The following is a 23,897-nucleotide window of genomic DNA, read 5'->3' on the forward strand; positions in this document are numbered from 1 at the left end:
TCACAGGGCGCAGGCGGTGTTGTTATTTCGTTGATTTTTAAAGCATATTTTCTATACAAGCCTCATGAACGATGGCATATTAGTTGGGTAACGAATAGCACGCCCGTTCGTTTAGAAACCATAAAAAAGACCGAGGAGACAAAATGCATCAAACAAAATTTGCGCTGGCCGTGCTGGCTGCGGCTGTCCTTGCAGGTTGCGGCGGCGCCAGTGGCGGTGATCAAACCTTGAAAGTCAAGTACACGGCGCAGGTGTCGTTCGGCGACAGCCTGTCCGATGTCGGTTCGTATGCCGTGGGCACAGTGCTGGCGAAAGGTGGCGGCAAGTTCACCATCAATGGCGACAATACCAAGATCAATCCTGAACTGACAGGCAAGAACTGGACCGAGCACCTGGCCGCGCAATTCGGCCTGGCCGCCCCATGCGCCGCCGAGACTGGCCTGGAAGGCAATGCGGCAAAAGGCTTGTCCGTGCCACGCGTCAAGCATCCGGGCTGCTACGGCTACGCCATGGGAGGTTCGCGCGTGACCAACCCCGTCGGTCCGAACAACAAGTTGACGGGCAGCGAGCTCGGTGCCCTGACCGTGCCCGTGGTGACGCAGATCGCGAACCACCTGGCTGCTTCCGGGGGCAAGTTCAGCGGCACAGAAGCCGTCTTCGTGATGGCGGGCGGCAATGACGTGCTGTTCCAGCTCGGCGCATTGCAGGCCGGTGCGACGGCGGCCGGCAAGACGGCGGGCGCCGATGCGGGCGCCAAGGCTTTTGCCACCAATTTAACCATGGCCCTGGCCGCCGGCGCGCCCAATCCCGCCACGGCGGCCGCCTCCATCGGCGCCGCCATCCAGACGGCCAGCGCGGCGCCTGGCGCCACCTCGGCGACCATCGTCGGTGCCGCCGTGCAAGCGGCCGTGATTGCCGGCAATACGGCGGTAGGCGCGCTGGAAGTGTATGGTCCGTTGGTCACCAAGGCGCAAGCCGATGCGACGGTCACCGGCAATGCTGCCGGCGCCAAGGCCGGCGCCGATTATGCGGCGGCCCAGGGGCCGTTGCTGATTGCCGCCATGAAACAAGCGGGTACTGAACTGGTGGCGCTGGTCAAGGATCAGATCATCGCCAAGGGCGCCAGCTATGTCATCGTCAACAACTTGCCGGACGTGGCCGGTACGCCATCGGGCTTGAGCAAGGATGCCAATACCAAGACGCTCATCAATGCCATGGTCAGCGCCTTCAATGGCGAACTGAGCGGTGGCCTGAGCGGCAATGCGAAAGTCTTGCTGGTCGATGTGTTTGCCGTCAGCCATGACCAGGGCGTCAACCCTGGCCCGTATGGCTTGACCAATGTCAGCGAGACGGCGTGCGACCTGACCGCACCTGGCAATATCCTGGGCAGCTCGCTGGTGTGCAATGGCTCGAACCTGAAAGCGGGCGACGTCAGCCACTACGCGTATGCCGACGATGTGCACCCTACGCCGTTCAACAACCTGTTGCTGGCCCGTTATGTGGCCAAGGACATGGTCGTGCGGGGCTGGCTGTAAGGAATCGCCGCGCCAGCCGCGTCCCGGGGACGGGGCTGGCGCCGGCAGCGACAAGACTGGATAGCCCGGCTATCCGCACATAATGATCAGGAGACAAGATGAAAAATCGTTTGAATACCGCTGTACGCGTGCTGGCCGCCGCCGCCGCGATGGCCATGGCGACGGGCGCTTCTGCGCAAAGCGCAGGCACCTGGATGGCCAAGGTCGGCCTCAACAAGATCACGCCCCACGTCGATAGTGGCGACATTTCCGCGCCGGCACTGCCGGGCACGAAGGCCGACGTCAAGGCGGATACCAAGCCCATCCTGACCTTTGCCTACATGATCACGGACAATATTTCCGCTGAAATGATCCTGGGCGTGCCGTACAAGCATGACCTGATGGGCGATGGTGCCATCAAGGGCACGGGCAAGCTGGGGACGGCGGAAGCCTTGCCGCCGACGGCCTTCATCCAGTACCGTTTCTTCCAGCCCAATGCGATGATCCGTCCTTACGTGGGCGCGGGCTTGACGTATGCATATTTCCAGAAGGAAAAAGGCTCGGGCCAGATGACGGCCTTGCTGGATCCGGGTGGAGCGCCCGTCACTTACCGCATGGACAACAAGCTGGCAGGCAGCCTGGTGGTCGGCAGCACTGTGGCGATCAACGAGCGCTGGTTTGCCGACGTGGCCGTGGTCAAGACCTTCCTGAAGACCAAGGCGAAATTCTCGACGGGGCAGACGCAGGATATCAAGCTCGATCCGCTCGCCGTGAGTGTCAGCATCGGGTATAAATTTACCCTGTAAAACAAAAAATCCGCCTCGGCGGATTTTTTTTTGTCCCGCTCAGGCTGGCGGTGTATTGAACTTACCATTGTGGAAGATCAAGGGCGGCTGCGCGGCAAACGCGCATTGTTCTACTTCGCCCACGAAAATGACGTGGTCGCCTTCTGGATAGCGGCTGCGGTTGTGGCATTCGAACCAGGCCGACGCGCCTTTCAGGATGGGCTGGCCCGTGCGCGACAGTTCGTATTCCACGTCATCGAAGGGATTCGGCGTGCGCCGTGCAAAGCGCTGCGCCAGTTCCGCCTGCTCGGCGCCCAGCACATTGATGACGTAATGCGAGTTGCCGCTGAAAATCGGCATGCTGTTCGCCACCGTGCCCAGACTCCACAGCACCAGCGGCGGCGACAGCGAGACGGAATTGAAGGAACTGGCCGTCAGACCGCGGAAACTGCCGTCGGCCAGGCGCGTCGTGATGACCGTCACGCCGGTGGCAAACTGTGACAATGCCTGCCGAAAATGTGCCGTATCGAATTCTTGCGCTGGCGCGCGGGGAGAGCGTGTGTTCATGGGTGACCTGTCTATTTGCTGACATTATGCCAAAAATCGGCCACGCCAGCGCAATCGTGGCCGGCATGCCCCTTATGTGCGGTGCATCACGCGCCGTTTCAAGCGGCACTGCAGGCCATGGCGCTTTGCGTTACAGTAATGAAATGATACGTCGCACAGGCGTTGCGGGAGGACATCATGAACCAACAGACGGAAGTGGCGGTATTCGGCGGTGGCTGTTTCTGGTGCCTCGCTGCCGTGTATGGGGAAGTGCGCGGCGTGACGCGCGTCGAGTCCGGCTACACGGGCGGCACGGTGCCCAACCCCGGATATGATCAGGTGTGCTCGGGCGAGACGGGCCACGCGGAAGTGGTGCGGCTGGAATTCGATCCCGCCGTCATCCCTTACCACGACTTGCTGGAAATCTTTTTTACCTTGCACGACCCTACCACCCTGAACCGGCAGGGCAATGATGTCGGCACGCAATTTCGCTCCGTCATCCATTATCAGTCGGCGGAGCAGGAAACCGTGGCGCGCAAGGTGCTGGCCGAGATGGCCGGCGTGTGGGATGCACCGATCGTCACGCAGCTGGCGCCGGCATCGGTCTTTTATCCGGCCGAGGATTACCACCAGAATTATGTCGAGCAGCATCCCTTGCAGGGCTACTGCGCCCTCGTTGTCGTGCCCAAGGTGGAAAAATTCCGCGCCATGTACGCCGAGCGCCTGAAGTAAGCGCCCCGCGTGGGCATCAGGATCAGGTCGCCAGCAGGGGCGCCGGCCTGGCGTCCTGCGCATACATGTAGTTGCGCGACCAGGGCAGGGTGGAGGAGCGCCGGCCCGCCTTCACGCAGACGATCTGGTACAGGCTGATCAAATCTTGCTCGAAGGCATAGGCGCAGCCGGCCAGGTAGACGTGCCAGATGCGGAAGCGCCGTTCGCCCGCCAGTGGACGGATCTGCTCGGCGTTGGCTTCGAAATTTTCCGTCCACAGGGCGCAGGTGCGCGCATAGTGGCGCCGCAGGTTTTCCACGTCCAGCACTTCCAGCCCCCCTTGCTGCATGGTTTTCAGGACATTGCCGATATGGGCCAGTTCGCCGTGCGGAAACACATATTTTTCGATGAATTCGCCGCCGCCATACGGCGTTTCGCCATTCTCCGGGTCGGTCGAGGTGATGCCGTGGTTCATCGCCATGCCGTCCGGCGCCAGCAGCTTGTTGATGATGGAAAAATAATCGGGCAAATGTTTCAAGCCCACGTGCTCGAACATGCCCACGCTGGTGATGCGGTCGAACTGGCCCGTGACGTCGCGGTAGTCTTGCAGGCGGATGTCGATCAGGTGGGCCAGGCCGGCCGCCGCCACGCGCTCGCGCGCCAGCGCGTACTGGTTTTCCGACAGGGTCACGCCCACGCAGCGGGCGCCATATTGTTGGGCGGCACGCATGACGAGCGCGCCCCAGCCGCAGCCGATGTCGAGCAGGGTCTGGCCCGGTTGCAGCTGGATTTTCTTCAGGATATGGTCGATCTTCTTGACTTGCGCCTGCGCCAGCGTTTCATCGCCGTGTTCGAAATAGGCGCAGGAATACACGAGGGCGGGGTCGAGGAATTGCTCGTAGAAGGCATTCGACACGTCATAGTGGTAGCGGATGGCTTCGGCGTCCTTGCTCTTGTCGTGCGTAAAGCTGCGCACGATGCGGGCCAGCTTGCCTTCCGGTTTCAAGGTGTTGCGCGCCAGGGCATTACAGATGGCAATCATGTCCTGGGCCGTGCCCTTGACTTCGATATTGCCTTCCACATAGGCCGAACCCAGGTTGGCCAGCGAGGGGTTCAGCAGATAGCGGGCCGAGGCGACGGTCGGCAGGCGGATGGTGACTGTGGGCGTTTCGCTGGACAGGTCGACATGCTGGCCGTTCCACAATTCTATGCGCAGCGGCAAGGCAGTCTTGCTGCGGATACCGGCAATCCAGGACTTGAGTTGGTTTTGTACAAACAAAATAGCCTCCAATGAAGCGGCCGCTGTTGCGGCCGCAAATTGAGAAACAATGTCATTTAGTAACTTCTACCCTCATAGCCTACACCGATATTGACCAGCTTGCTTTGCGCCGCCTTGACTGTCCTGCTTATGGTTGCAAGCGTTGCATGCTCCATTGCCCGTCAGCACCGCGTGTAAACACGATGCGGTCGTGGAAGCGCGAACGGCGCCCCTGCCAGAATTCGATGCGTTCCGGCTGCAAACGGTAGCCGCCCCAGTGGGCCGGGCGCGGCGGTGGCGCGTCGCCGACGGCGGCCGCCACGGCCTCGTAATTGCTTTCCAGTGCGGCACGGTCGGCGATAGGGGCGCTTTGCTGCGAGGCAATCGCCGACAAGCGGCTTTGCACGGGGCGCACATTGAAATACTCGTCGCTCTCGGCGGCCGTGGTTTTCACCACCGTGCCCTCGATGCGCACTTGCCGCTCCAGCTCGCCCCAGAAGAACAGCAGGGCGGCGTGCGGGTTGTGTTCGAGCTGCTGGCCCTTGTCGCTCTGGTAATTCGTGTACCAGGTAAAGCCGCGCTCGTCGAACTGCTTGATCAGCACGATGCGCGAGCTGGGCTTGCCGTCGGCACTGACGGTGGACAAGCTCATGGCGTTCGGCTCCAGCACCTGGGCTTTGACGGCCTCGGCAAACCATTTCTGGAACTGGGCGATGGGATCGGCCAGCACATCCGTCTCGCTCAGGCTCGATTGCACGTAATCGGTGCGCATGGCCGCCAGCACGGCGGCCGCGTCCGGCTGGGCTGCCGTTGCGGGCGCCTCGGGAGCGATGCCGCGGCGGCGCTGCATGGCTGTGCCCAGCTGCTCCATCTGTTGCGCACTGAACAGGCGTTTGGCCATCGGTGCCAGCTGGCCCTCTTCCTTGCTCATGTGGGCCTGATAGGCGGCCACATAGTCGCGCACGCCATGGGCGGACAGTTGCACGCCCGTGCCGGCCGCGATGGCGTCCAGTTCCGGGCGCAGGGTCAGCCAGGCCTGGTCCATGCGTTGGTGGTCGGCCAGGATTTCCGGCACCAGGGTCACCAGCAGGGCCGCATCGTCGCCCGTGGCCGTGGCCTGCAGCATGGGCATCAGGTCCTGCTCTTCATCGTCATGGTGCAGATGGGCGGCCTTATTGAAATATTGCAACACCGCCTTGGCCGCCTGCTGCGCGTCCGCCGTGTTGCCATGCTGCACCAGGTGGGCCAGCAGGTTTTGCAGGGTCGTCAGTTGCTTGCGGATCTTGTCGTGGCAATGCTTGAGCACGGCGATGGGCTGGTCAAAGCCGGGAACGGAGTCGAACAGGGGAGCGGTCATGGCGAGTTCTCGTGGTGAACGGTGTGGGGGCGCGGCGACAAACGGAGCTTGTCGCTGTGTCAATTCGGCTATTTTAGAATATCCGCCAGCGCAGTGTCCGTTAAAATGGCGCCATGCATACCTCCACCAATGAACTAATTTCCATGGACTTGACCGAGATCGATTTTGAACGGCGTTTCGGCGGCATAGCCCGCCTGTACGGCGCCCCCGCGCTGGAACGTTTTCGCGCGGCCCACGTGTGTGTGATCGGCGTGGGCGGCGTCGGTTCCTGGATCGTCGAAGCGCTGGCGCGCAGCGCCGTCGGCCGCCTGACCCTGATCGACCTCGACAATGTTGCCGAATCGAACATCAACCGCCAGATCCAGGCCATGAGCGACACCATCGGCAAGGCCAAGATCACGGCCCTGGCCGAACGCATCGAACTGATCAACCCCTTGTGCCAGGTCACGCAGATCGAGGATTTTATTACCCCCGATAACCTGGAACAGTTGCTGGGCGGACGCGATTTCGACTACCTGGTCGACGCCATCGACAATGCCAAGGCGAAAGCAGCCGTGATCGCGTATTGCCGCGCGCGCAACATCCCCATGCTGACCATCGGCAGCGCGGGCGGGCAGACGGATCCGACACTGATCGCCGTGCGCGATTTGTCGAAGACGGAGCAGGAACCGCTGCTCAAGAGAGTACGAAAACTGTTGCGCACCGAATATGGTTTCCCCCGTGGCGTGAAAAACAAATTCAATGTCGATGCCGTGTTTTCCATGGAGCCGTTGAGCACGCCAGAGAGCGCGGAAGCGTGCGCCATCGATGGCAGCGCGCCTGCCGGCGTCACGGGCCTGAACTGTGCCGGCTTCGGTTCCAGCGTGGTGGTGACGGCCAGCTTCGGCATGGTGGCGGCCGCCCATGCGCTGAAAAGCTTGCGCCAGGACAAACTGGCCGCCGAGCCAGTGGCGGTGCCGGACGCCGCCTAAGCCACACCGCTTAAGCCACGCCGCTTAAACCAGTTTGCGGCTGGCCAGGATGCGGTAGTCGCCGTTGCTTTTCAGCGATTCCACCAGCACCAGTTCATCCGCCTGCCAGGCGATGGGCGCGAAGTCCTGGCTAGCCGGCGGCGGCGCCTGGCGCGCCAGGGTCACGTGCGGCGTAAAACGGTCGTGCTCGAAGCGGGGCGCCAACCCCTGTTGCGCCAGCGCGCGCATGCAGGCCGCGCGCAAGTCCAGCAGGGCCGGCGAGGGCTGCGCCAGGGCGGCCCAGGCCAGCGCCAGCTGCGTGAAGTGGCTGGCGTGATCGAACAGCAAGGGCATGGGGCGCGCCGGCAATTGTGCCAGGATAGCCAGCAGGGCCGGCAGGTCGCTGGCCGGGTGCTGGCCCAGGAAGGCCAGGGTCAGGTGCAACTTGTCCGCGCGCACGGGTTTGCCTTGCAGGCGCGCCTGCCAGGCGGCCAGCGCCGCGCGCGTGGCCGCGTCGGGCCACAGCGCGTAAAACAGGCGGGGGCAATGGGTATCGGGCGACAAGTTTTTCCTATCGTTGCGGCGGTTTGCTATGATTGGCGTTCCCTGCCTCTTGCATTGGCAGGGATCTCACCGAAACTCACTGAAAGAATACATCATGACGCGTAGCTCCGTTTTGTTTGCCCTGATCTGCTCCGTCGCCGCGTCGCTGGCGCAGGCACAGGCGCCGGCGCCTGTTCCCGCCTCGGCCGTCTCGCTGAGCCCTGGCCCTGTCGCCGATAAATTGATTCTGATCGACAACAAGGTCGGCACGGGCAAGGAAGCGTCCGCCGGCAGCAACGTCACCGTGCACTACACGGGCTGGCTGTATCGTCCCCTGGCGAAAGATTCGCGCGGCAAGAAGTTCGACAGCTCCGTGGGCCGTGGCCCGTTCGACTTCCCGCTGGGCAAGGGCATGGTCATCAAGGGCTGGGACCAGGGCGTGGCCGGCATGAAAGTGGGCGGCAAGCGCACCCTGATCATTCCAGGCGAACTGGCTTACGGCCCGCGCGGTGCCGGCAATGGCGACATTCCGCCGAACTCGGCACTGATCTTCGACGTGGAACTGCTGGACGTTAAGTAATTGTTCAGTTTGGCGGCGGCGCATGCTCGCGCTGCCGCCAAAACGCGGTAGACTGGATTCTTCTGTAATTGCTGTGGAGACTCCCATGAACATCGCCAACGACGTCACTGAACTGATCGGCAACACCCCCCTGGTGCGCATCAACCGCATCGCCGCCGGCAGTGTGGCCACCATCCTGGCCAAACTCGAATTCTACAATCCCGCGCACAGCGTCAAGGACCGCATCGGCCTGTCCATGATCGTCGCCGCGGAAGCCGCAGGCAAGATCCATCCCGATACCGTCATCGTCGAGCCCACCAGCGGCAACACGGGCATTGCGCTGGCCATGGTCTGCGCCGCGCGCGGCTACCGCTGTACCCTCGTCATGCCCGATACCATGAGCCGCGAACGGCGCATCCTGCTGCGCGCCTACGGCGCCGAGCTGGTGCTCACGCCCGGCAGCGAAGGTATGCTGGGCGCCATCCGCAAGGCCGAGGAAATGGTGGCGGCCGACCCGCGCTATCTGATGTTGCAGCAATTTAATAATCCCGCCAACCCCGCCATCCACCGCGCCACGACGGCCGAGGAAATCTGGCGCGACACGGATGGGCAAGTCGACATCGTCGTCGCCGGCGTAGGCACGGGCGGCACGATTACCGGCATCGGTGAAGTGTTGAAGGAGCGCAAGCCCGGCCTGCAAGTGATCGCCGTGGAACCGGAAGCGTCGCCGATGCTGTCGAAGGGTACCAAGGGGCCGCATCCGATCCAGGGCATCGGCGCCGGTTTCGTGCCGCAGATACTGAACACGGCCATCTACGACGAAATCATTTGCGTCAAGAACGACGACGCCTTCGCCACGGCGCGCCTGGCCGCCAGCGATGAAGGCTTGCTGGTCGGCATCTCGTCGGGCGCCGCCCTGTGGGCCGCCCTGCAAGTGGCGCGCCGCCCGGAAAACGCGGGCAAGACCATCGTCACCATCATCCCGTCGTTCGGCGAACGCTACCTGAGCACGGCCTTGTACGCTGGACTCGGCGATTGATTTTTATTAAGCAGCAGCGGCAGGTCTATCCCTTCCGCCAGCGCCCGGTTGCCCGCATCGCCCGGGTGCAGATGGTCGCCCGAGTCGTAGGCGGGCAGCAGGCGCAGCGGATGGGCGGGATCGCGCGCCAGTGCGTCGAAGTCGAGCACGGCGTCAAACAGGCCGCTGGTGCGTATCCACGCGTTCAATTGCTGGCGCAGCGCATCTTTTTCCTTTTGATAGTAGTCGCTCAATGGCGTGCCGGGCAGGGCGCCTGCGAACGGCGTCACAGTGGCGCCGATGACGCGCACGCCGCGGCTGCGCGCCTGGGCCACCAGCTGCGCGTAGCCGCTGCTTAATTCTTCCAGTGTCGGTCTTTGTGCCCGAGGCGCGAACGCCGTGCCGGGCCAGCTGATGTCATTGATCCCCAACAAGACGACGACCGTGCGCACACCGGGCTGCGCCAGCACGTCGCGCTCGAAGCGGGCCAGGGCGTTCTCTCCCATGCCGTCGGACAACAGCCGTCCACCGGAAATGCCCGCATTGATCACGGCCACGCCGTGCGGCGCCAGGCGTTCGGCCAGGAAATCGGGCCAGCGCGCATCGATCCCCAGGCTGGCGCTGGCGCCATCGGTGATCGAGTCGCCGAGGATGGCCACCGCTTGCGCCCCCGGCGCCGCCTCCACCTCGATGGCACTCAGTAAAAGGCGCGCCGTGGTGGTCTGCACGCCGGGTGCGTCATCGATGCGGAGGGAGCGCGTCTGGTCCTGCGGCGCAATCCACGCCGTCTCGCGGCCATCCCAGTGAAACGTGGCAGTCGCGCTGGGCTGCGGCAGGTGCACGCTCACCGTCAGGCGCGCCAGGTCCGGCACGGACAGGTCGATGGGGTCGCTGACGAGCGGCGCGCCCGGCGCCATGGTGGCCGCCGGCTGGCCGGAAAACGTCAGCGTGCGCAGGCTGCCCGCTTCGATGGCCGAACCGGAAGCGGCCAGGGCCACGGTGGCCGCGCCGATGCGCAGCGGCACCTTGCCGTAGGCATTCGACAGCACGATGCGCACGCGCGGGCCGCCCACGCTGAGGCGCGCCACCTGGCGCACGGTCTGTCCGTGCAGCACGGCGGGCACGTTGGCGGGAAGCACAAAGTCGCTGCCCCACACGGCTTGTGGGCTGGCCGTCCAGCTGGCCAGCCAGCTGGTATCGGCGTTGGCGGCCTGGGCAGGGCTGGCGCTGAATGCCAGGCTCAGCAGGGCGGCGGGGAGGGTGGGAAATCGTTGCATGGCGGCTCGCTTTATCAAGGGGAATGTGCGCATGATGAAAGCAAAGCCATTTATGTACTAGACTATCCTATCGAAGAACATTTATGAGTTGAATTCACAATGGCCAGACTGGAAGTGAACCGTTCCGGCGAGCTGGAAGTGTTTGTGCGCGTGGTCGAGCTGGGCGGCTTTTCCGCCGCCGCGCGCGCCTGCGGCATGACGCCGTCGGCCGTCAGCAAGCTCGTGTCTCGGCTGGAAGAGCGCCTGGGCGCGCGCCTGTTGAACCGCTCCACGCGCCAGCTGCAGCTGACGGCCGAAGGCTGCGGCCTGTATGAACGGGGGATGCAGGTGCTGGCGGCGCTGGACGAGGCCGAGCGCTGCGCGGGCGTGCAGGATGTGCCGCGCGGCAAGATCAGGGTGAATGCGAACGTGCCGTTCGGCCAGCATTTTTTGCTGCCGCTGGCGCCGCTGTTTCTTGAGCGCTATCCCGAGGTGACGCTCGACATCGTGCTCACCGATGAAGTCGTCGATATCCTCGAACAACGCACGGACGTGGCCGTGCGGGCCGGCCCCCTGAAAAGCTCCAACTTGCTGGCGCGCAAGCTGGGCCAGACGCGCATGGCGATCGTGGCGGCACCAAGCTACCTGGCGCGGCGCGGCACGCCGCGGGCGCCGGCCGAGCTTGCATCGCATAATTTGCTGGACGCCAATTACGCGCGCGCCCGCTCGGGCTGGCCGCTGCGCTTGCCCGAAGGCGATGTCGTCGTGCCGGTCGTTGGCAATGCGCAGGCCAGCGATGGCGAAGCCTTGCGGCAACTGGCGCTGGCGGGACTGGGCCTGGCGCGCCTGGCGGCCTTCCAGGTGCGTGCCGATATCGCGGCGGGCCGATTGCAGGCCGTGCTGGAAGCGTTCAACCCCGGCGACAGCGAAGACGTGCATGCCGTCTTCGTGGGTCAGGGCGGGCACGTGCCGCTGCGCGTGCGCGTTTTTCTCGACTTCCTGGCACAGCATGTCGACCTGGCTTGATGCGATAGGCTGCAGGCGGACACGGCCGCGCAGTACAATATCGGACGGGCCGCAATGGTTCGGCCCGTATTGTGCCTTTGAATGGAAATATGTTCCTGGTAAAACCTGAACGCCGCCGCCTGCTGCAGGTGGGCGCAACCGTGGCTGTCATCGCGCTGGGCCTGGCCTCGCGCGCCTATCCCCAATTCCTCCCCGCCGCGCTCGGCAAGTATCCGGGCGACGCCCTGTGGGCCATGATGATCGTCTTTGCGCTGGGTATCTTCGCCACGCGCATGCGCACGTGGCAGCTGGCGCTGACTGCGCTGCTGATCTGCTTTGCCGTGGAATTCGGCCAGCTGGTCCAGACGCCCTGGCTCGTGGCGCTGCGCGCGCATCCGCTGGGGCATCTGGTGCTCGGTTCCACCTTCGGCTGGGGCGATTTGATCGCCTACACGGCGGGTGTGGCGATCGCGGCGCTGGTGGATAAAGCGGCGCTGTTCAAGCGCCGCTAGTCCCGGTTACTTGACGTTCCCTTCCGCATCGCGCAGTTCCACGGGCGCCAGTTTCAGCTTGCTCAACTGCGGCGCGATCTTCGCCTGGTCGCCCACGCCGATGACGATCAGCTTTTCCGGCTGCAGGTATTTTTTCGCCACCTGCTGCACCTGCTTGTCCGTCACACCCGCAAAGCGCTGCGGCAAGGTCGCGTAATAGTCGAGGCCCAGGCCGTAGATATACGTGTTGGCCATGCTGGCGCTGATGCTGGCATTCGTCTCGAACTGGCCCGGCAGCGACAGCACCTGCGAATTGCGCGCATTCGACAATTCCTTGGCCGTCAGTGGCTTGGCGATCATGGCGCGGATTTCCTTGAAGGTTTCCGACACGGCCGCGCCCGTCACGTCGGTGCGCACGCCGGCCGCGATCGAGAACGGTCCCGGCTGGCTGCGGTACTGGAATTGCGAGCGCACGCCATAGGTGTAGCCCTTCTCTTCGCGCAGGTTATTGCTTAGCCGACTCGTAAACAAGCCGCCCAGCGCCGCGTTCATCACTTGCAGCGGCGCATAGTCGGGTGTCGCGCGGGCCACGGCGATGGTCGACAGGCGCACGGCCGTCTGCGGCGCACCCGGCTTGTCGACGAGGATCAGCCTGGCTTTCGTCGTGGCCGGCGCCGCCGTCACGGACGGCGCCACCGCGCCCGCCTTCCAGCTGCCGAACTTGGCTTCGGCCAGTGCCTTCAATTGCGCCGCATCGATGTCGCCCGAGACGATCAGCGCCGCATTGTTGGGCACGTAATGCTGCTGCCAGAACGCCTGCAGGTCGGCGCGGCTGGTGGCTTTCAGGGCCGCTTCCGTGCCCAGCTGGATGGTGCCGTACGGATGTTGCGGGCCGTACAGGGCGGCCGCTTCCACGCGGGCCGCCACGGCCGCCGCGTTTTCGCGCTGCTGCGCCAGTTCGCCGATGCGGCTGGCGCGCTGGCGTTCCACCTCTTCTTGCGGGAATTGCGGGTGCTGGACCACGTCGGCCAGCACGTCGAGCGCTTGCGGGAAGGTGGTTTTCAGCGACGTCAGCTGGGCGAACGAGGCATCCGCGCCGGAACCCGTGCCCAGAAAAGCACCGAGTTGCGCCACGTCATCGGCTATCTGCGGCGCGCTGCGCGTACTGGTCCCTTCCTGCAGCAATTGCGCCGTAAAGCCCGACAAGCCCGGCTGCGCCAGCGGATTGGCGCCCGAACCGCTCTTGATGACCAGCTGGCTGGACACGAGCGGCACGGCCGGGTTGTAGTTGTGGATCACGGTCAAGCCATTGCTCAGGGTGAAGGAGGTCGCTTGCGGCAGCACGATCTTCGGCGCGGGACCGGCCTTCGGCACCGCGTTGCGCCATGGCTCGTCCGCGTTGATGGCCGTGCCTGGCGCCGGCTTGACCTTGCCCGGCGCCGGCGTCGCCACTTCCGGACCCAGGTCCGGCTTGCCCGGTACTCCATACACGACCACGCGCGCCTGGTTTTTCAGGTAGGTGTCGACGGCGCGCTGCACGCCGGCCGCCGTCACCTGGCGGTAGCGCTCGATATCCTTGCCCAGGTAGCCGGGGTCGCCCAGGTACTGGTTGTACTGGTTCATCATGTTGGCATTGCCACCCACTTTTTCCACCTGGCTCAGCATGGCTGTTTCGATGCTGTTGCGGGCCCGTTCGATTTCCTTCTCGCTGGGCCCCTGGGCGCGCAATTGCTCCAGCTCCGCCTGCATGGCTTGCTCGATTTCCTCGGGCTGGTGGCCGGGGCGCGCCGTCACGTCGAGGGTGAACACGGAGGTGAGGGCGTTCGAGCTCTGGTTGGCGCCCACGTCCTGCGCGATCTGCTTGTCGTACACCAGCGATTTATATAAACGGCTGGACTTGCCGCCGGCCAGTATCTGCGCGGCCATCGACAGTTCCGCATCGTCCTTGGCATAGGCGGACGGCGTCAGCCAGGCCATGAAGACGCGCGGCAGCTCGACCCGGTCCTGCACCACGATGCGGCGCTCCTGCGTGATGGGCGGCGTCACGACGTCGGGCTTGGCCACGGCGGGGCCGCTCTTGAAGCTGCCGAAGTATTTATTGACCAGTTCCTTGGTCTTGGCCTTGTCGATGTCGCCCGCGATCACCAGGCTGGCATTGTTGGGACCATAGTATTTGGTGAAGAATTCCTTGATGTCGGCCAGTTTCGCGTTCTGGATGTCCGCGTGCGAACCGATGACGCTGGCGTAATACGGGTGGCTCTTCGGGAACAGCTGGTGGTACAGGGCTTCCTGCACGATGCCGTAGGGCGCGTTTTCCACGCTCTGGCGGCGCTCGTTGCGCACCACGTCCTGCTGGTTCGTCAGCGCCGTCTGGTCGAGGACGTCGAGCAGATAGCCCATGCGGTCGGAATGGGCCCACAGGGCCAGTTCCAGCTGGTTCGACGGCACCGTGTCGAAATAATTGGTGCGGTCAAAATCCGTGCTGCCGTTCGAATCGGTGGCGCCCGCGCCTTCGAGCAACTGGTCGGCCATGCCGCGCGGCACGTGCTTGGTGGCGGCAAACATCATGTGCTCGAACAGATGGGCAAAGCCCGTCAGGCCCGGCGCTTCATTCGCCGGTCCCACGTGGTACCAGATGTTGACGGCCGTGACGGGCAATTTATGGTCTTCCACGAGGATCACGTCGAGGCCGTTCGGCAAGGTGTATTTTTCGTAGGCGACATTGGGCACGGCCGTGGCTGCCGTCGCGGCAGCGGCGCCGGCGGCGTGGGCGAGCGTGAGCGGGGCGCCGTACAGCGACAGCATCAGGGCGGGAATGGCCAGCAATTTGATCGGTTTCATGCATGCTTCCAGGCTAGGGTGGGGAAGACGCTGCGGCCCGCTCGTGGCTGGCCCAGCGCGATGGTGCTACGGTCGGTGCTACGGTTGATACAGCAGGGCCGCGCCGCCCAGCACCAGCAGCGCGCAGGCGAGCGAGACGATGGCCGCCGCGCCCAGCAAACGCCATTCGCGCGGCGTAAAAAGGGGGACAGGCCCGGGCGCTTGCTGCATGGGCTGCGGCATGGCTGCGGCCGGTTCGGGCGGCAAGCCGCCCGTGGCGCGCGCCTGCGCCGCCAGCGCCTGCGTGGCGGCGTCCAGCAGGGCCAGCTGGCGCTCGACGGTGTCCGCCAGCACGGCTTCGTTCAGCGCCACGAGGGCGAATATCGGGTCGTCGACGTCGACCTTGATGCCCGTCTTGTCGAACACGTGGCTGCGCAGAGTGTGCCGGTCCATCTACCACTGCACCTTGTCGAGCTGTTCGAAGATGTCGCGGTAGACGACCTTGATGCGCTGCTTTTCCATGATGTTGAACTTGTCGTTCTGCAGCACTTCCTGCATCGTCAGGCGCGCCGTGTTCATTTTCTTGACGTCCGCGCCGAAGGTGTCGGGGTTGCGCTGGCTCAAAGTGATGCTGCCTTTTACGCGCGCGCGGTTGTCGGCATACGACTGCGATTCGACGAATTGCTTGCCGGACGCCGATTGCAGCAGGCCGAAGTGTTCGTTTTGCCACAGCACCAGCGGCACCTTCGTCGCTTGGGCCGTCGCGACAAAACCCGTAGCCGTGTCGTGCAGGGTGTCGCCGCCGCCGACGATGGTGTGGATGTACACCTTGCGGCCCGATTCTTCCAGCAGCGAAAAACAGTCGTTTTCCAGCAGGTAGCCCATCAGCGGCGAAAACGTGTTCGCGCCATTGTCGATCACGCAGTTGCCGTCCGTGTCGAGGATGTCGATCATCAGCGCGTCGAAGCGTTTCGGATCGATGTTGCGCGCATCCGTCATCACGGGCACATGCTTGACGTTCATCGCCTTGTAGCGCGAGAACGTGGCGTTTTCCTGATCGGTGTCGTAGCAGCGCAGCGGCGTGTCGTCCTTGCCGCCTATCCACTGGGCCAGCAGGGTCGAGACGAGGGTCTTGCCGATGCCGCCCTTGCCCTGCAGGATGAAATGTACCGTGTTTTGCATTGCGACTACTCCAAGTTGTTGCGTCAGTGACAATCAAAGATCCGTGACAGCGGCGCTGGCGCCCGGGCAGGCCACGACTGGCATTTTTACCACAATCCTTTGCAAAGATGCCATGCGCGCGCGCGAATCTGGTTATGATGTTAATCAGGATACCATTGATACAAAGCAAGTTTTGTGTGAAAAATGCACCCCAGAGTGTGAACGAGGACGCAGTGCCGATCTCCAGTCTCGATAAAGCCGACATTGACCGTTTGAATCAGCAAGCCCTGTCCTGTCTGATCGGCAACCGCCGCCAGGCACGCCGGCTGGCGCAGATGGCGCTGGCGGCGGCGCAACGGCAACAGTATGCGCGCGGCGGCGCATATGCGGAACTCAATCATTGCTGGCTGTCCTATTATGCGGGCGAAACGGAGCCGTCGTGCGAGCGTCTGCGCGACTATTTCAAGCACACCTGCGACCTGGAAGGCGGCATGGAAGTGGCCGCCCTGCAGGGCGCGTACGCGAGCCGGCGCGGCGACTTTGCCGATGCCGAGCAGCATTTCCTGCAGGCGCGCAGCCAGGCCGCGCAGATCCCCGACTCGCTGCACAAGTTCATGCTGTACGCGCGCCTGGGCGTCGATGCCCTGAACCGTGGCGATACGCAGGACGGCCCGCGCAATTTCCTGCTGGCGCTCGACATCGCCGAGCGTTTCGGCAGCCCCGCGCACCGGGTCAACAGCCTGTCGAACCTGGCGTCGTCGCAGCATGACCTGGGCAACGATGAAGACGCCATCCCCCTGCTGGTCGAGGCGCTCGACATCATCGGCACGCAAAAGCTCAAATACCAGCAAACCATCGTCTCGGCCAACCTGGCCATGTGTTTATTAGCCACCGGCAAGCCGGCCGAGGCGCTGGCGCTGGTCGAGCCGTTTTACGAGTGGCCGGAAGAAGACCTGGCCGTGCGCGCCTTCCTGTTCTGCATCGCCGCCCATGCCGCCATCCTGCTGCGCCAGCCCGAGAAGGCCTTGCAATTGCTGCTGCGGGCCGAAGACTATGCGCGCCGGGGCCAGGACCTGGAGGAGCAGATGCATGCATGGCTGGTGCGCGGCAAGCTGGACCTGCACGCGGGCCAGACGGCGCAGGCGCTGGCGTCCCTGACGCAGGCGCACAGCCTGCTGAGCTGGACGCGCAATCCGTTTCACCAGCAACAGATCCTGCGCGGCCTGGCCGACATCAATTCCCAGCTGGGCGAATGGCAAACCGCGTACGGTTTCCTGCAGCAATACCAGGCCGCGTACGAGGCCAGCAGCAAGTCGGCGCGCGCCTCGCGCAGCCTGATGCGCAACCTGGAAAAGGAAATGCACAGCCTGAAGGCCGAGCGCGACAAGGCGCTGGAGCTGCAGGCGGCGCGCGAATCGGAAAACGTCAAGCTCGAGCACCTGAACCGCGAACTGGCGCACCAGATCCTGCACGTCAATTCCTTGCAGGACAGCCTGAAGGAGCAGGCCATGCGCGACCACCTGACGGGCTTGTACAACCGCCGCCATTTCGAAACCTGCCTCAATGCCATCCTGCACGAGGCCGACGCGGATGCGCCCGTGGCCATCGCCATCATCGACCTGGATTTCTTCAAGCGCGTCAACGACACCTACGGGCATAATTTTGGCGACGAAGTGCTGATCCAGTTCGCGCGCCTGGTGGAAGGCCAGCTGCGCGGCAGCGACATGGTGTGCCGCTATGGCGGCGAGGAATTCTGCCTGCTGTTGCGCGAAGCCGACAGCCTCATCGCGGCGCACAAGATCGATGATATCGCCGCGCGCTACCGCCAGCTGCTGATCCAGCAGGCGCCGCACAGCTTGACGGGCTGCACCTTTTCAGCCGGCATTGCCGAATATCCGCGCCACGGCGCCGGCCGCCATGAATTGCTGATGCGCGCCGACAGCGCCCTGTACGCGGCCAAGCAGGCGGGCCGCGACCGCGCCTGCATCGCCGGCGCTACTGAATAAAACGCAGCAGTTCCCGCAAGGCGTGCGCCACCGCCTGCTCGCGCACGGCCTGCCGGTCGCCCGCGAACACCAGCCGCTGCGTCTGCACGCGCCCGTCCATGGCCCAGCCGAAGCAAACGGTGCCGACGGGCTTGCCCGGCACGCCGCCCGTGGGGCCGGCGATGCCCGTGGTCGAGACGGCCACCTGGGCCTCGCTGTGGGCCAGGGTGCCTTGCGCCATGGCGGCCGCCACTTCCTCGCTGACGGCGCCGTGTGCGGCGATCAGTTCGGCGGGCACGCCCAGCATGCCGGTCTTGGCCCCGTTGGAATAGGTGACGAAGCCCCGTTCGAACCAGGCGCTCGAGCCCGAGATATCGGTGACGGCCTGCGCCACGCCGCCGCCCGTGCACGATTCGGCCGTGGCCAGCAACAGGCCTTTCGCCTGCAAGGCCAGGCCGACGGCGGTGGAGAGGGGGACGAGTTCCTTGCTCATGGATGGCTCCTGTGTGCGGTGAAAATGGTGGCAAGACTGTAGCATGGCCGACGGTAAAAGAAACTTTCCCCGGTCACAGCGAAAATGCGTACACTCTTTTATACATTTGCTACCACTTCGGGCCGGCAGGCGCTCTGTCGCTGCGCCACCCTGGTGCGCATCGCTCGAACAGGCAGGCGGCATGGTGCCGCGCCTTCATATGCATTATCTTTACTCGGTTGTCATGGCAATTCTGAACTGGACCTGGTGGCGTCATCCTGGCCCCCTGCGCCGCCCTGTGCGCGGCGCTGCTCGCCGCTCCCTGCGCTGGGGCTGGCTAATGCTGCTCCTGGGCGTGCTGTGCGCCGATGCGCGGGCGCAGGTGCCGGGGGAGCTGGAACGCCAGGTGAAGGCCGGATATCTGTACAAGTTTGCCGGCTATGTCGAGTGGCCCGACGGCAGCTTTGCCCGGCCCGACTCCCCGCTGGTGATCGGCGTGGCGGGCGCCGATGCGCTGGCCGAGCAGCTCGAACAGAGCGTGGCCGGGCACAGCGTCAACGGCCGCGCCGTGCAGGTGAAAAAAGTGCGCCGCGGCGACGCGCTGGCCGGACTGCACGTGCTGTACCTGGGCGCGCTGGATAAAATGGCGCTGCAGGAAATGCTGGCCGCCAGCCGTGGCCTGGCGTTGCTGACGGTGTCCGATTCGGATGAGGTCTACGCGATGGGCAGCATGATCAATTTTGTGATGGCCGAAGACAAGGTGCGCTTCGACGTGGCGCTGAAACCCGTGGCGCAGGCGCATATCCGCATCAGCGCGCGCATGCTGCTGGCCGCCTACCGCGTGCAGACGGGAGGCGCCTAGATGATACGACTGCGTTCCATCCGCCACAAGCTGATGTCGGTGGTCTTGCTGACCACCCTGGTGGCGCTCGTCATTTCGCTGGCCACCATCGTCGCCTACGACTTGCGCGCCTACCACCGCAATCTGGTGGCCGACATCAGTACCCAGGCCGAACTGCTCGGGCACATGAGTTCGGCCGCGCTGGCCTTCGACGACGAGCGCCTGGCGCTGGAAAACCTCAATCTGATGCGCATCCGCCCGCGCGTGACGGCCGGCGCCCTGTACAAGGCCGACGGCAGCCTGTTTGCCAGCTACCGCGCGAATGAACGCTTGGGCGAGCTGCCGGCGAAGGCGGGCAAGGAAGGCGTCAGCATCGCGGGCAAATCCGTCGAATTGTTCAAGCCCATCGTCGACAATGGCGAGCTGCTGGGCACCGTGTATCTGCGCGCCGATTACGAGCTGGCAGGCCGCACGGCCGATTACCTGGCCATCGCGCTGGGCGTGACGGTGCTGGCGCTGCTGGTGGCCTTGCTGCTGCTGCGCCGCCTCGATTTCGTCATCACGCAGCCCATCCTCGACATCGCCGACGTGGCGCGCGAAGTGATCGAGACGGGCGACTACTCGCGCCGCGCGCGCAAGCTCAGCGTCGACGAGGTGGCGCAGCTGGTCGATTCCTTCAACAAGATGCTGGCCGAGATCGAGCTGCGCACGCAGGCGCTGGAGCGCTCGAACGGCGAGCTGGCGCGCGAGGGCGAGCAGCGCACCCAGGCGCAGCAGGAAGTCATGCGCCTGAACCAGGAGCTGGAAGTACGCGTGCACGAGCGCACGATGCAGCTGGAAATGACGAATGGCGAACTGGCCATGGCGATGGAAGAGGCGCGCAGCGCCAACTATGCCAAGTCGGCGTTTTTGTCGTCGATGAGCCATGAATTGCGCACGCCGCTCAACGCCATCCTGGGCTTCGCGCAAATCCTCAGTTCCGACCGCCTGCCGTCGACCCTGGAGCAAAAGAAGGAGTTCGCCGGGCATATCCTGAAATCGGGGCGCCACCTGCTGACCTTGATCAATGAAATCCTCGACCTGGCGAAGGTGGAATCGGGCACCGTCAGCCTGTCGCTCGAACCGGTGGGCCTGGACGCCATCTTGCAGGAGTGCCGCGACATGATCGCGCCGCTGGCCAGCCAGCGCGGCATCGGCATGACCTTTCCCGACGCTTGCCCCCTGAACGTGCTGGCCGACCGCACGCGCCTCAAGCAGATTCTGTTGAACCTGCTGTCGAATGCGCTCAAGTACAACCGCGAGCAGGGGCAGGTGGCCATCGATTGCGCGCCGCAGGCGGACGGACGGGTGCGCATCAGCGTGCGCGATACGGGCGTGGGCCTGGACGGCGAACAGGTGGCGCTGCTGTTCCAGCCCTTCAACCGGCTGGGGCAGGAGGGCGGCACGGAAGAAGGCAGCGGCATCGGCCTGGTGGTCACCAAGCGCCTGGTGGAGCTGATGGATGGCAGCATCGGCGTGAGCAGCGCGCCCGGCGAGGGCAGCACCTTCTGGATCGAGCTGCGCGTGGTCGACGCCTTGCCCGCACCCGACCTGCTGGCCTTGCCGCGGCCCGACCTGGCCGGGGCGCTGCTCGATCACAGCGCCCCCGTGACCTTGCTGTACGTGGAAGACAATCCCGCCAACCTGACCCTGGTCGAGGAAATCGTCCGCTACTGCCCGCAATTGCAGCTGCTGACGGCCACGGATGGCCGCCTGGGCGTGGAAATGGCGCGCACGCACCTGCCGCAGCTGATCCTGATGGACATCAATCTGCCGCACGTGAACGGCACGGAAGCGCTGAAGCTGCTGCGCGCCGATCCCCGCACGGCGCACATTCCCGTCATCGCCCTGACGGCCAACGCCATGCCGGGCGACGTCGAGCGCAGCATGGCGCTGGGCTTTTACCGCTACCTGACCAAGCCGATCAACCTCGATGAATTTACCGAGGCGATCAACAGCACCCTGGCCTATGTGGCGCAGCAGCGCCGGCAGAAGGGAACAGGCGCGCCATGATCAGCCAGGCCGATATCTATGCGGCGAAAATTCTCATCGTCGACGACCAGGACGTCAATTTGCGTCTGCTCGAGCATTTGCTGCAAAGCGGCGGCTACACGGCCATCAGCAGCACCCTCGACGCGCGCGCCGTGGCCGGCCTGCACCAGCGGCACCAGTTCGACCTGATCATCCTCGACCTGGTGATGCCCGGCATGAGCGGCTATGAGGTGATGGATGCCTTGCGTCCGCTGGAGCTGGAAGGCTATCTGCCCGTGCTGGTGATCGCCGCCGACCCGGACGCCAAACTGGCGGCGCTGGAAGCGGGCGCGCGCGACTTCATCAGCAAGCCCTTCGACGCGCTCGAAGTGCTCACGCGCATCCGCAACATGCTTGAAGTGCGGCTGCTGCACCGCGCCGCGCGCCACTACAACACCTTGCTCGAACGCACGGTGAGCCAGCGCACGGCCGAACTGCAGCGCTTTCGCGGCGCCATGGACGCCACCACGGACGCCATCTTCCTCGTCGACGTGCTGGGCATGACCCTGGTCGACGTCAACGACGGCGCGTGCCGCCTGCTCGGCTATGCGCGCGCCGAACTGCTGGCGCTGGCGCCCGGCAGCCTGCTGCCGTCGCCGCCGGCCCCGCCGCTGGCCGCGCTGCCGGGCGGCCCGGCCCACCTGGCCACGGAAGTGACGGAATGCGAACTGGTGCGGCGCGACCTGAGCCTGATACCCGTGGAGCTGGGCTGGCACTGGTATGCGCAGGCGCCCGTGATGGGCGGGCAGGCTGCGGGCGGCCTGCTGCTGATCGCCGTGGCGCGCGACATCAGCGAGCGGCGCCAGGCGCAGGAGCGCCTGAAGCACCTGGCCCATTACGATGGCTTGACGGGGCTGCCGAACCGCAGCCTGTTCTACCAGACCCTGGCCCAGGCCGTCGAACTGGCGCAGGAAAAAAGCTGGCGCATCGTGGTGCTGTTCATCGCGCTGGACCGCTTCAAAAGCATCAACGACACCCTGGGCGCGGCGCTGGGCGACGAACTGCTGCGCCAGTTCAGCAACCGCCTGGTCGAATGCGTGCGCCTGCGCGACACGGTGGGGCGTCTGGGCAACGACGAATTCGCGCTGATACTGACCATGAGCCGCAACCAGCAGGAAGCCGTGGCCGTGGCCAACCAGGTGCGCGAAGCCCTGCGCGCGCCATTCGACTTGCGCGGCCACGCGGCCACCCTGACGGCCAGCATCGGCATCGCCATGTATCCGGACGACGCCACCGACCCGGAAACGCTGATCAAGTACGCGAATACGGCCATGGGCGGCGCCAAGCAGGCGGGCCGCGACGGCTACCGCTTTTTCACGGCCGGCATGAACGTGCAGGTGCTGGCGCGCCTGGACCTGGAACTGGCGCTGCGCCATGCGCTCGAACACGAGCAATTCATCCTGTATTACCAGCCGAAGGTGGATTTGCGCACGGGCCGCATCAGCGGCGTGGAAGCGCTGCTGCGCTGGCGCCGCCCCGGCTACGGCCTGGTGGCGCCGGCCGAATTCGTGCCCGTGCTGGAAGACACGGGCCTGATCGTGCGCGTGGGCGCCTGGGTGATCCAGGCCGCCTGCCGCCAGATCGCCGAGTGGCGCGACAGCGAAGTGGGCCCCGTGCACGTGGCCGTGAACGTGTCGAGCCGCCAGTTTGCCGAAGGCGACCTGGAAGGCGAAGTGACGCGCGCGCTGACGCGGCACAACGTGGCGCCCGAGCTGCTGGAGCTGGAACTGACGGAAACGGCGCTGATGTCGAACGCCGAGCGCACCATCGTCGTGCTGGGAAAATTGAAGAAGATCGGCGTGAAGGTGGCCATCGACGATTTCGGCACCGGTTACTCGAGCCTCGCGTATCTGCAGCGCTTCCCTATCGACAAGCTGAAAATCGACATCGCCTTCGTGCGCAACATCACCAGCAACCCGAACGACGCGGCCATCGCGCTGGCCATCGTCAGCATGGCGCACAGCCTGAAACTGAGCGTGGTGGCCGAGGGCGTGGAATCGCGCCCGCAGCTCGAATACCTGCGGCGCAACCGCTGCGACGAAATCCAGGGCTTTTATTTCAGCCGCGCCCTGCCGGCGCTGGAACTGGGGCAGATGATCGCCGCGGGCGCCGGCCTGCCGCCTGGCCACGACCCGGCCGCCCAGCCGGCGCAAACCCTGCTCATCGTCGACGACGACGTCAACGTGCTGTCGTCGCTGCACCGCCTGTTCCGTCCCGAGGGCTACCAGATCCTCACGGCCAGCACGCCGGCCGAAGGGTTTGAAATGCTGGCCCTGCACCGGGTGCACGTCATCGTCTGCGACCAGCGCATGCCGAGCATGAGCGGCACGGAATTCCTCAGCAAAGTAAAAGAGCTGTACCCGGAAACCATCCGCATCATCCTGTCCGGCTACACGGGCCTGGAAGCCGTGCTCGACTCGATCAACCGGGGCGCCATCTACCGTTTTTATACGAAGCCGTGGGACGACATCCAGCTGCGCGACAACATCCGCCTGGCCTTCCAGCACTACTGGATGGTGAACCAGCCGGGGCTGGCGCGCGTGGCGGTGCGCTAG

Annotated in this window: 21 protein-coding genes; 12 read left to right on the forward strand and 9 right to left on the reverse strand. The window is 64.6% G+C overall.

From position 1 onward, the window contains the following. Positions 1–143: 143 nt before the first annotated feature. Both OX462_RS03075 and OX462_RS03080 read left to right on the forward strand, forming a co-directional pair. Positions 144–1,535, forward strand: a complete 1,392-nt coding sequence (locus OX462_RS03075; protein ID WP_409027745.1) for an SGNH/GDSL hydrolase family protein — start codon at positions 144–146, stop codon at positions 1,533–1,535. Positions 1,536–1,633: 98 nt separating this feature from the next. Further along, positions 1,634–2,320: an OmpW/AlkL family protein gene (locus OX462_RS03080; protein WP_409027746.1), complete on the forward strand. Its 687-nt coding sequence runs from the start codon at positions 1,634–1,636 to the stop codon at positions 2,318–2,320. A 39-nt stretch (positions 2,321–2,359) separates the two neighbouring features. Here the strand turns inward: OX462_RS03080 and OX462_RS03085 are convergent, their stop codons facing one another. Further along, positions 2,360–2,866 (reverse strand): flavin reductase family protein, encoded by a 507-nt coding sequence (locus OX462_RS03085; RefSeq protein WP_070290921.1) that lies wholly within the window; start codon positions 2,864–2,866, stop codon positions 2,360–2,362. 177 nt (positions 2,867–3,043) lie between these two features. On the opposite strand from OX462_RS03085, the gene msrA reads away from it, so the two are divergent. Continuing rightward, entirely contained in the window at positions 3,044–3,577 is a 534-nt protein-coding gene (gene msrA / locus OX462_RS03090; protein WP_409027747.1) for a peptide-methionine (S)-S-oxide reductase MsrA, read from the forward strand. A gap of 22 nt (positions 3,578–3,599) precedes the next feature. Here msrA and OX462_RS03095 read toward each other — a convergent pair whose 3' ends face one another. Then, on the reverse strand, positions 3,600–4,835 hold the full coding sequence (locus OX462_RS03095) for a class I SAM-dependent methyltransferase (RefSeq protein WP_409027748.1): 1,236 nt from the start codon (positions 4,833–4,835) through the stop codon (positions 3,600–3,602). Between the two features lie 127 nt (positions 4,836–4,962). Continuing rightward, positions 4,963–6,171, reverse strand: a complete 1,209-nt coding sequence (gene pdxH / locus OX462_RS03100) for a pyridoxamine 5'-phosphate oxidase (RefSeq protein ID WP_070220338.1) — start codon at positions 6,169–6,171, stop codon at positions 4,963–4,965. 113 nt (positions 6,172–6,284) lie between these two features. On the opposite strand from pdxH, the gene OX462_RS03105 reads away from it, so the two are divergent. After that, positions 6,285–7,142, forward strand: coding sequence for a tRNA threonylcarbamoyladenosine dehydratase (locus tag OX462_RS03105; protein ID WP_409027749.1), 858 nt, complete (start codon positions 6,285–6,287; stop codon positions 7,140–7,142). A 24-nt stretch (positions 7,143–7,166) separates the two neighbouring features. On the opposite strand, the gene thpR is transcribed toward OX462_RS03105, so the two are convergent. Beyond that, positions 7,167–7,685: an RNA 2',3'-cyclic phosphodiesterase gene (gene thpR, locus OX462_RS03110; RefSeq protein ID WP_409027750.1), complete on the reverse strand. Its 519-nt coding sequence runs from the start codon at positions 7,683–7,685 to the stop codon at positions 7,167–7,169. Positions 7,686–7,779: 94 nt separating this feature from the next. On the opposite strand from thpR, the gene OX462_RS03115 reads away from it, so the two are divergent. Then, the gene (locus OX462_RS03115; protein ID WP_034780576.1) at positions 7,780–8,244 is read left to right on the forward strand and encodes an FKBP-type peptidyl-prolyl cis-trans isomerase; all 465 of its coding nucleotides are present in this window, start codon (positions 7,780–7,782) and stop codon (positions 8,242–8,244) included. Between the two features lie 85 nt (positions 8,245–8,329). Beyond that, positions 8,330–9,262, forward strand: coding sequence for a cysteine synthase A (gene cysK / locus OX462_RS03120; RefSeq protein ID WP_099409091.1), 933 nt, complete (start codon positions 8,330–8,332; stop codon positions 9,260–9,262). On the opposite strand, the gene OX462_RS03125 is transcribed toward cysK, so the two are convergent. Beyond that, positions 9,223–10,518: an SGNH/GDSL hydrolase family protein gene (locus tag OX462_RS03125; RefSeq protein WP_409027751.1), complete on the reverse strand. Its 1,296-nt coding sequence runs from the start codon at positions 10,516–10,518 to the stop codon at positions 9,223–9,225. The two genes, cysK and OX462_RS03125, sit on opposite strands and share 40 nt — an antisense overlap. Positions 10,519–10,617: 99 nt before the next feature. On the opposite strand from OX462_RS03125, the gene OX462_RS03130 reads away from it, so the two are divergent. Next, positions 10,618–11,523: a LysR family transcriptional regulator gene (locus OX462_RS03130; RefSeq protein ID WP_409027752.1), complete on the forward strand. Its 906-nt coding sequence runs from the start codon at positions 10,618–10,620 to the stop codon at positions 11,521–11,523. A gap of 89 nt (positions 11,524–11,612) precedes the next feature. Then, the gene (locus OX462_RS03135; protein WP_230501879.1) at positions 11,613–12,014 is read left to right on the forward strand and encodes a ribosomal maturation YjgA family protein; all 402 of its coding nucleotides are present in this window, start codon (positions 11,613–11,615) and stop codon (positions 12,012–12,014) included. A 6-nt stretch (positions 12,015–12,020) separates the two neighbouring features. On the opposite strand, the gene OX462_RS03140 is transcribed toward OX462_RS03135, so the two are convergent. From OX462_RS03140 to OX462_RS03150, 3 genes are all read right to left on the reverse strand, one after another. Continuing rightward, positions 12,021–14,834: a M16 family metallopeptidase gene (locus OX462_RS03140; protein ID WP_409027753.1), complete on the reverse strand. Its 2,814-nt coding sequence runs from the start codon at positions 14,832–14,834 to the stop codon at positions 12,021–12,023. Between the two features lie 78 nt (positions 14,835–14,912). Continuing rightward, the gene (locus tag OX462_RS03145; RefSeq protein ID WP_070220322.1) at positions 14,913–15,266 is read right to left on the reverse strand and encodes a conjugal transfer transcriptional regulator TraM; all 354 of its coding nucleotides are present in this window, start codon (positions 15,264–15,266) and stop codon (positions 14,913–14,915) included. Continuing rightward, positions 15,267–15,995 carry a P-loop NTPase family protein gene (locus OX462_RS03150; protein WP_070220320.1) on the reverse strand — a complete coding sequence of 243 codons (729 nt, stop codon included), beginning with the start codon at positions 15,993–15,995 and terminating at the stop codon, positions 15,267–15,269. Positions 15,996–16,207: 212 nt separating this feature from the next. Here OX462_RS03150 and OX462_RS03155 point away from each other — a divergent pair, with 212 nt between their 5' ends. Beyond that, positions 16,208–17,980 (forward strand): GGDEF domain-containing protein, encoded by a 1,773-nt coding sequence (locus OX462_RS03155; protein ID WP_070291064.1) that lies wholly within the window; start codon positions 16,208–16,210, stop codon positions 17,978–17,980. Here OX462_RS03155 and OX462_RS03160 read toward each other — a convergent pair. Beyond that, on the reverse strand, positions 17,970–18,452 hold the full coding sequence (locus OX462_RS03160) for a CinA family protein (protein ID WP_070220318.1): 483 nt from the start codon (positions 18,450–18,452) through the stop codon (positions 17,970–17,972). The two genes, OX462_RS03155 and OX462_RS03160, sit on opposite strands and share 11 nt — an antisense overlap. 223 nt (positions 18,453–18,675) lie before the next feature. Here OX462_RS03160 and OX462_RS03165 point away from each other — a divergent pair, with 223 nt between their 5' ends. The 3 genes from OX462_RS03165 to OX462_RS03175 are packed head-to-tail and all read left to right on the forward strand — an operon-like array spanning position 18,676 to position 23,897. Further along, a complete protein-coding gene (locus tag OX462_RS03165; RefSeq protein ID WP_162995783.1) occupies positions 18,676–19,293 on the forward strand; it encodes a TOL_0243 family YfiR-like periplasmic protein in 618 nt (205 codons plus the stop codon). Beyond that, complete coding sequence (locus OX462_RS03170) at positions 19,294–21,324, forward strand: sensor histidine kinase, YfiR-like protein-associated (protein ID WP_409027754.1); 2,031 nt, start codon at positions 19,294–19,296, stop codon at positions 21,322–21,324. After that, entirely contained in the window at positions 21,321–23,897 is a 2,577-nt protein-coding gene (locus OX462_RS03175) for an EAL domain-containing protein (RefSeq protein ID WP_409027755.1), read from the forward strand. The genes OX462_RS03170 and OX462_RS03175 overlap by 4 nt, the downstream gene beginning before the upstream one ends.

Origin of the sequence: Janthinobacterium aestuarii (assembly GCF_046113285.1) — a bacterium.
GTDB lineage: Bacteria > Pseudomonadota > Gammaproteobacteria > Burkholderiales > Burkholderiaceae_D > Janthinobacterium.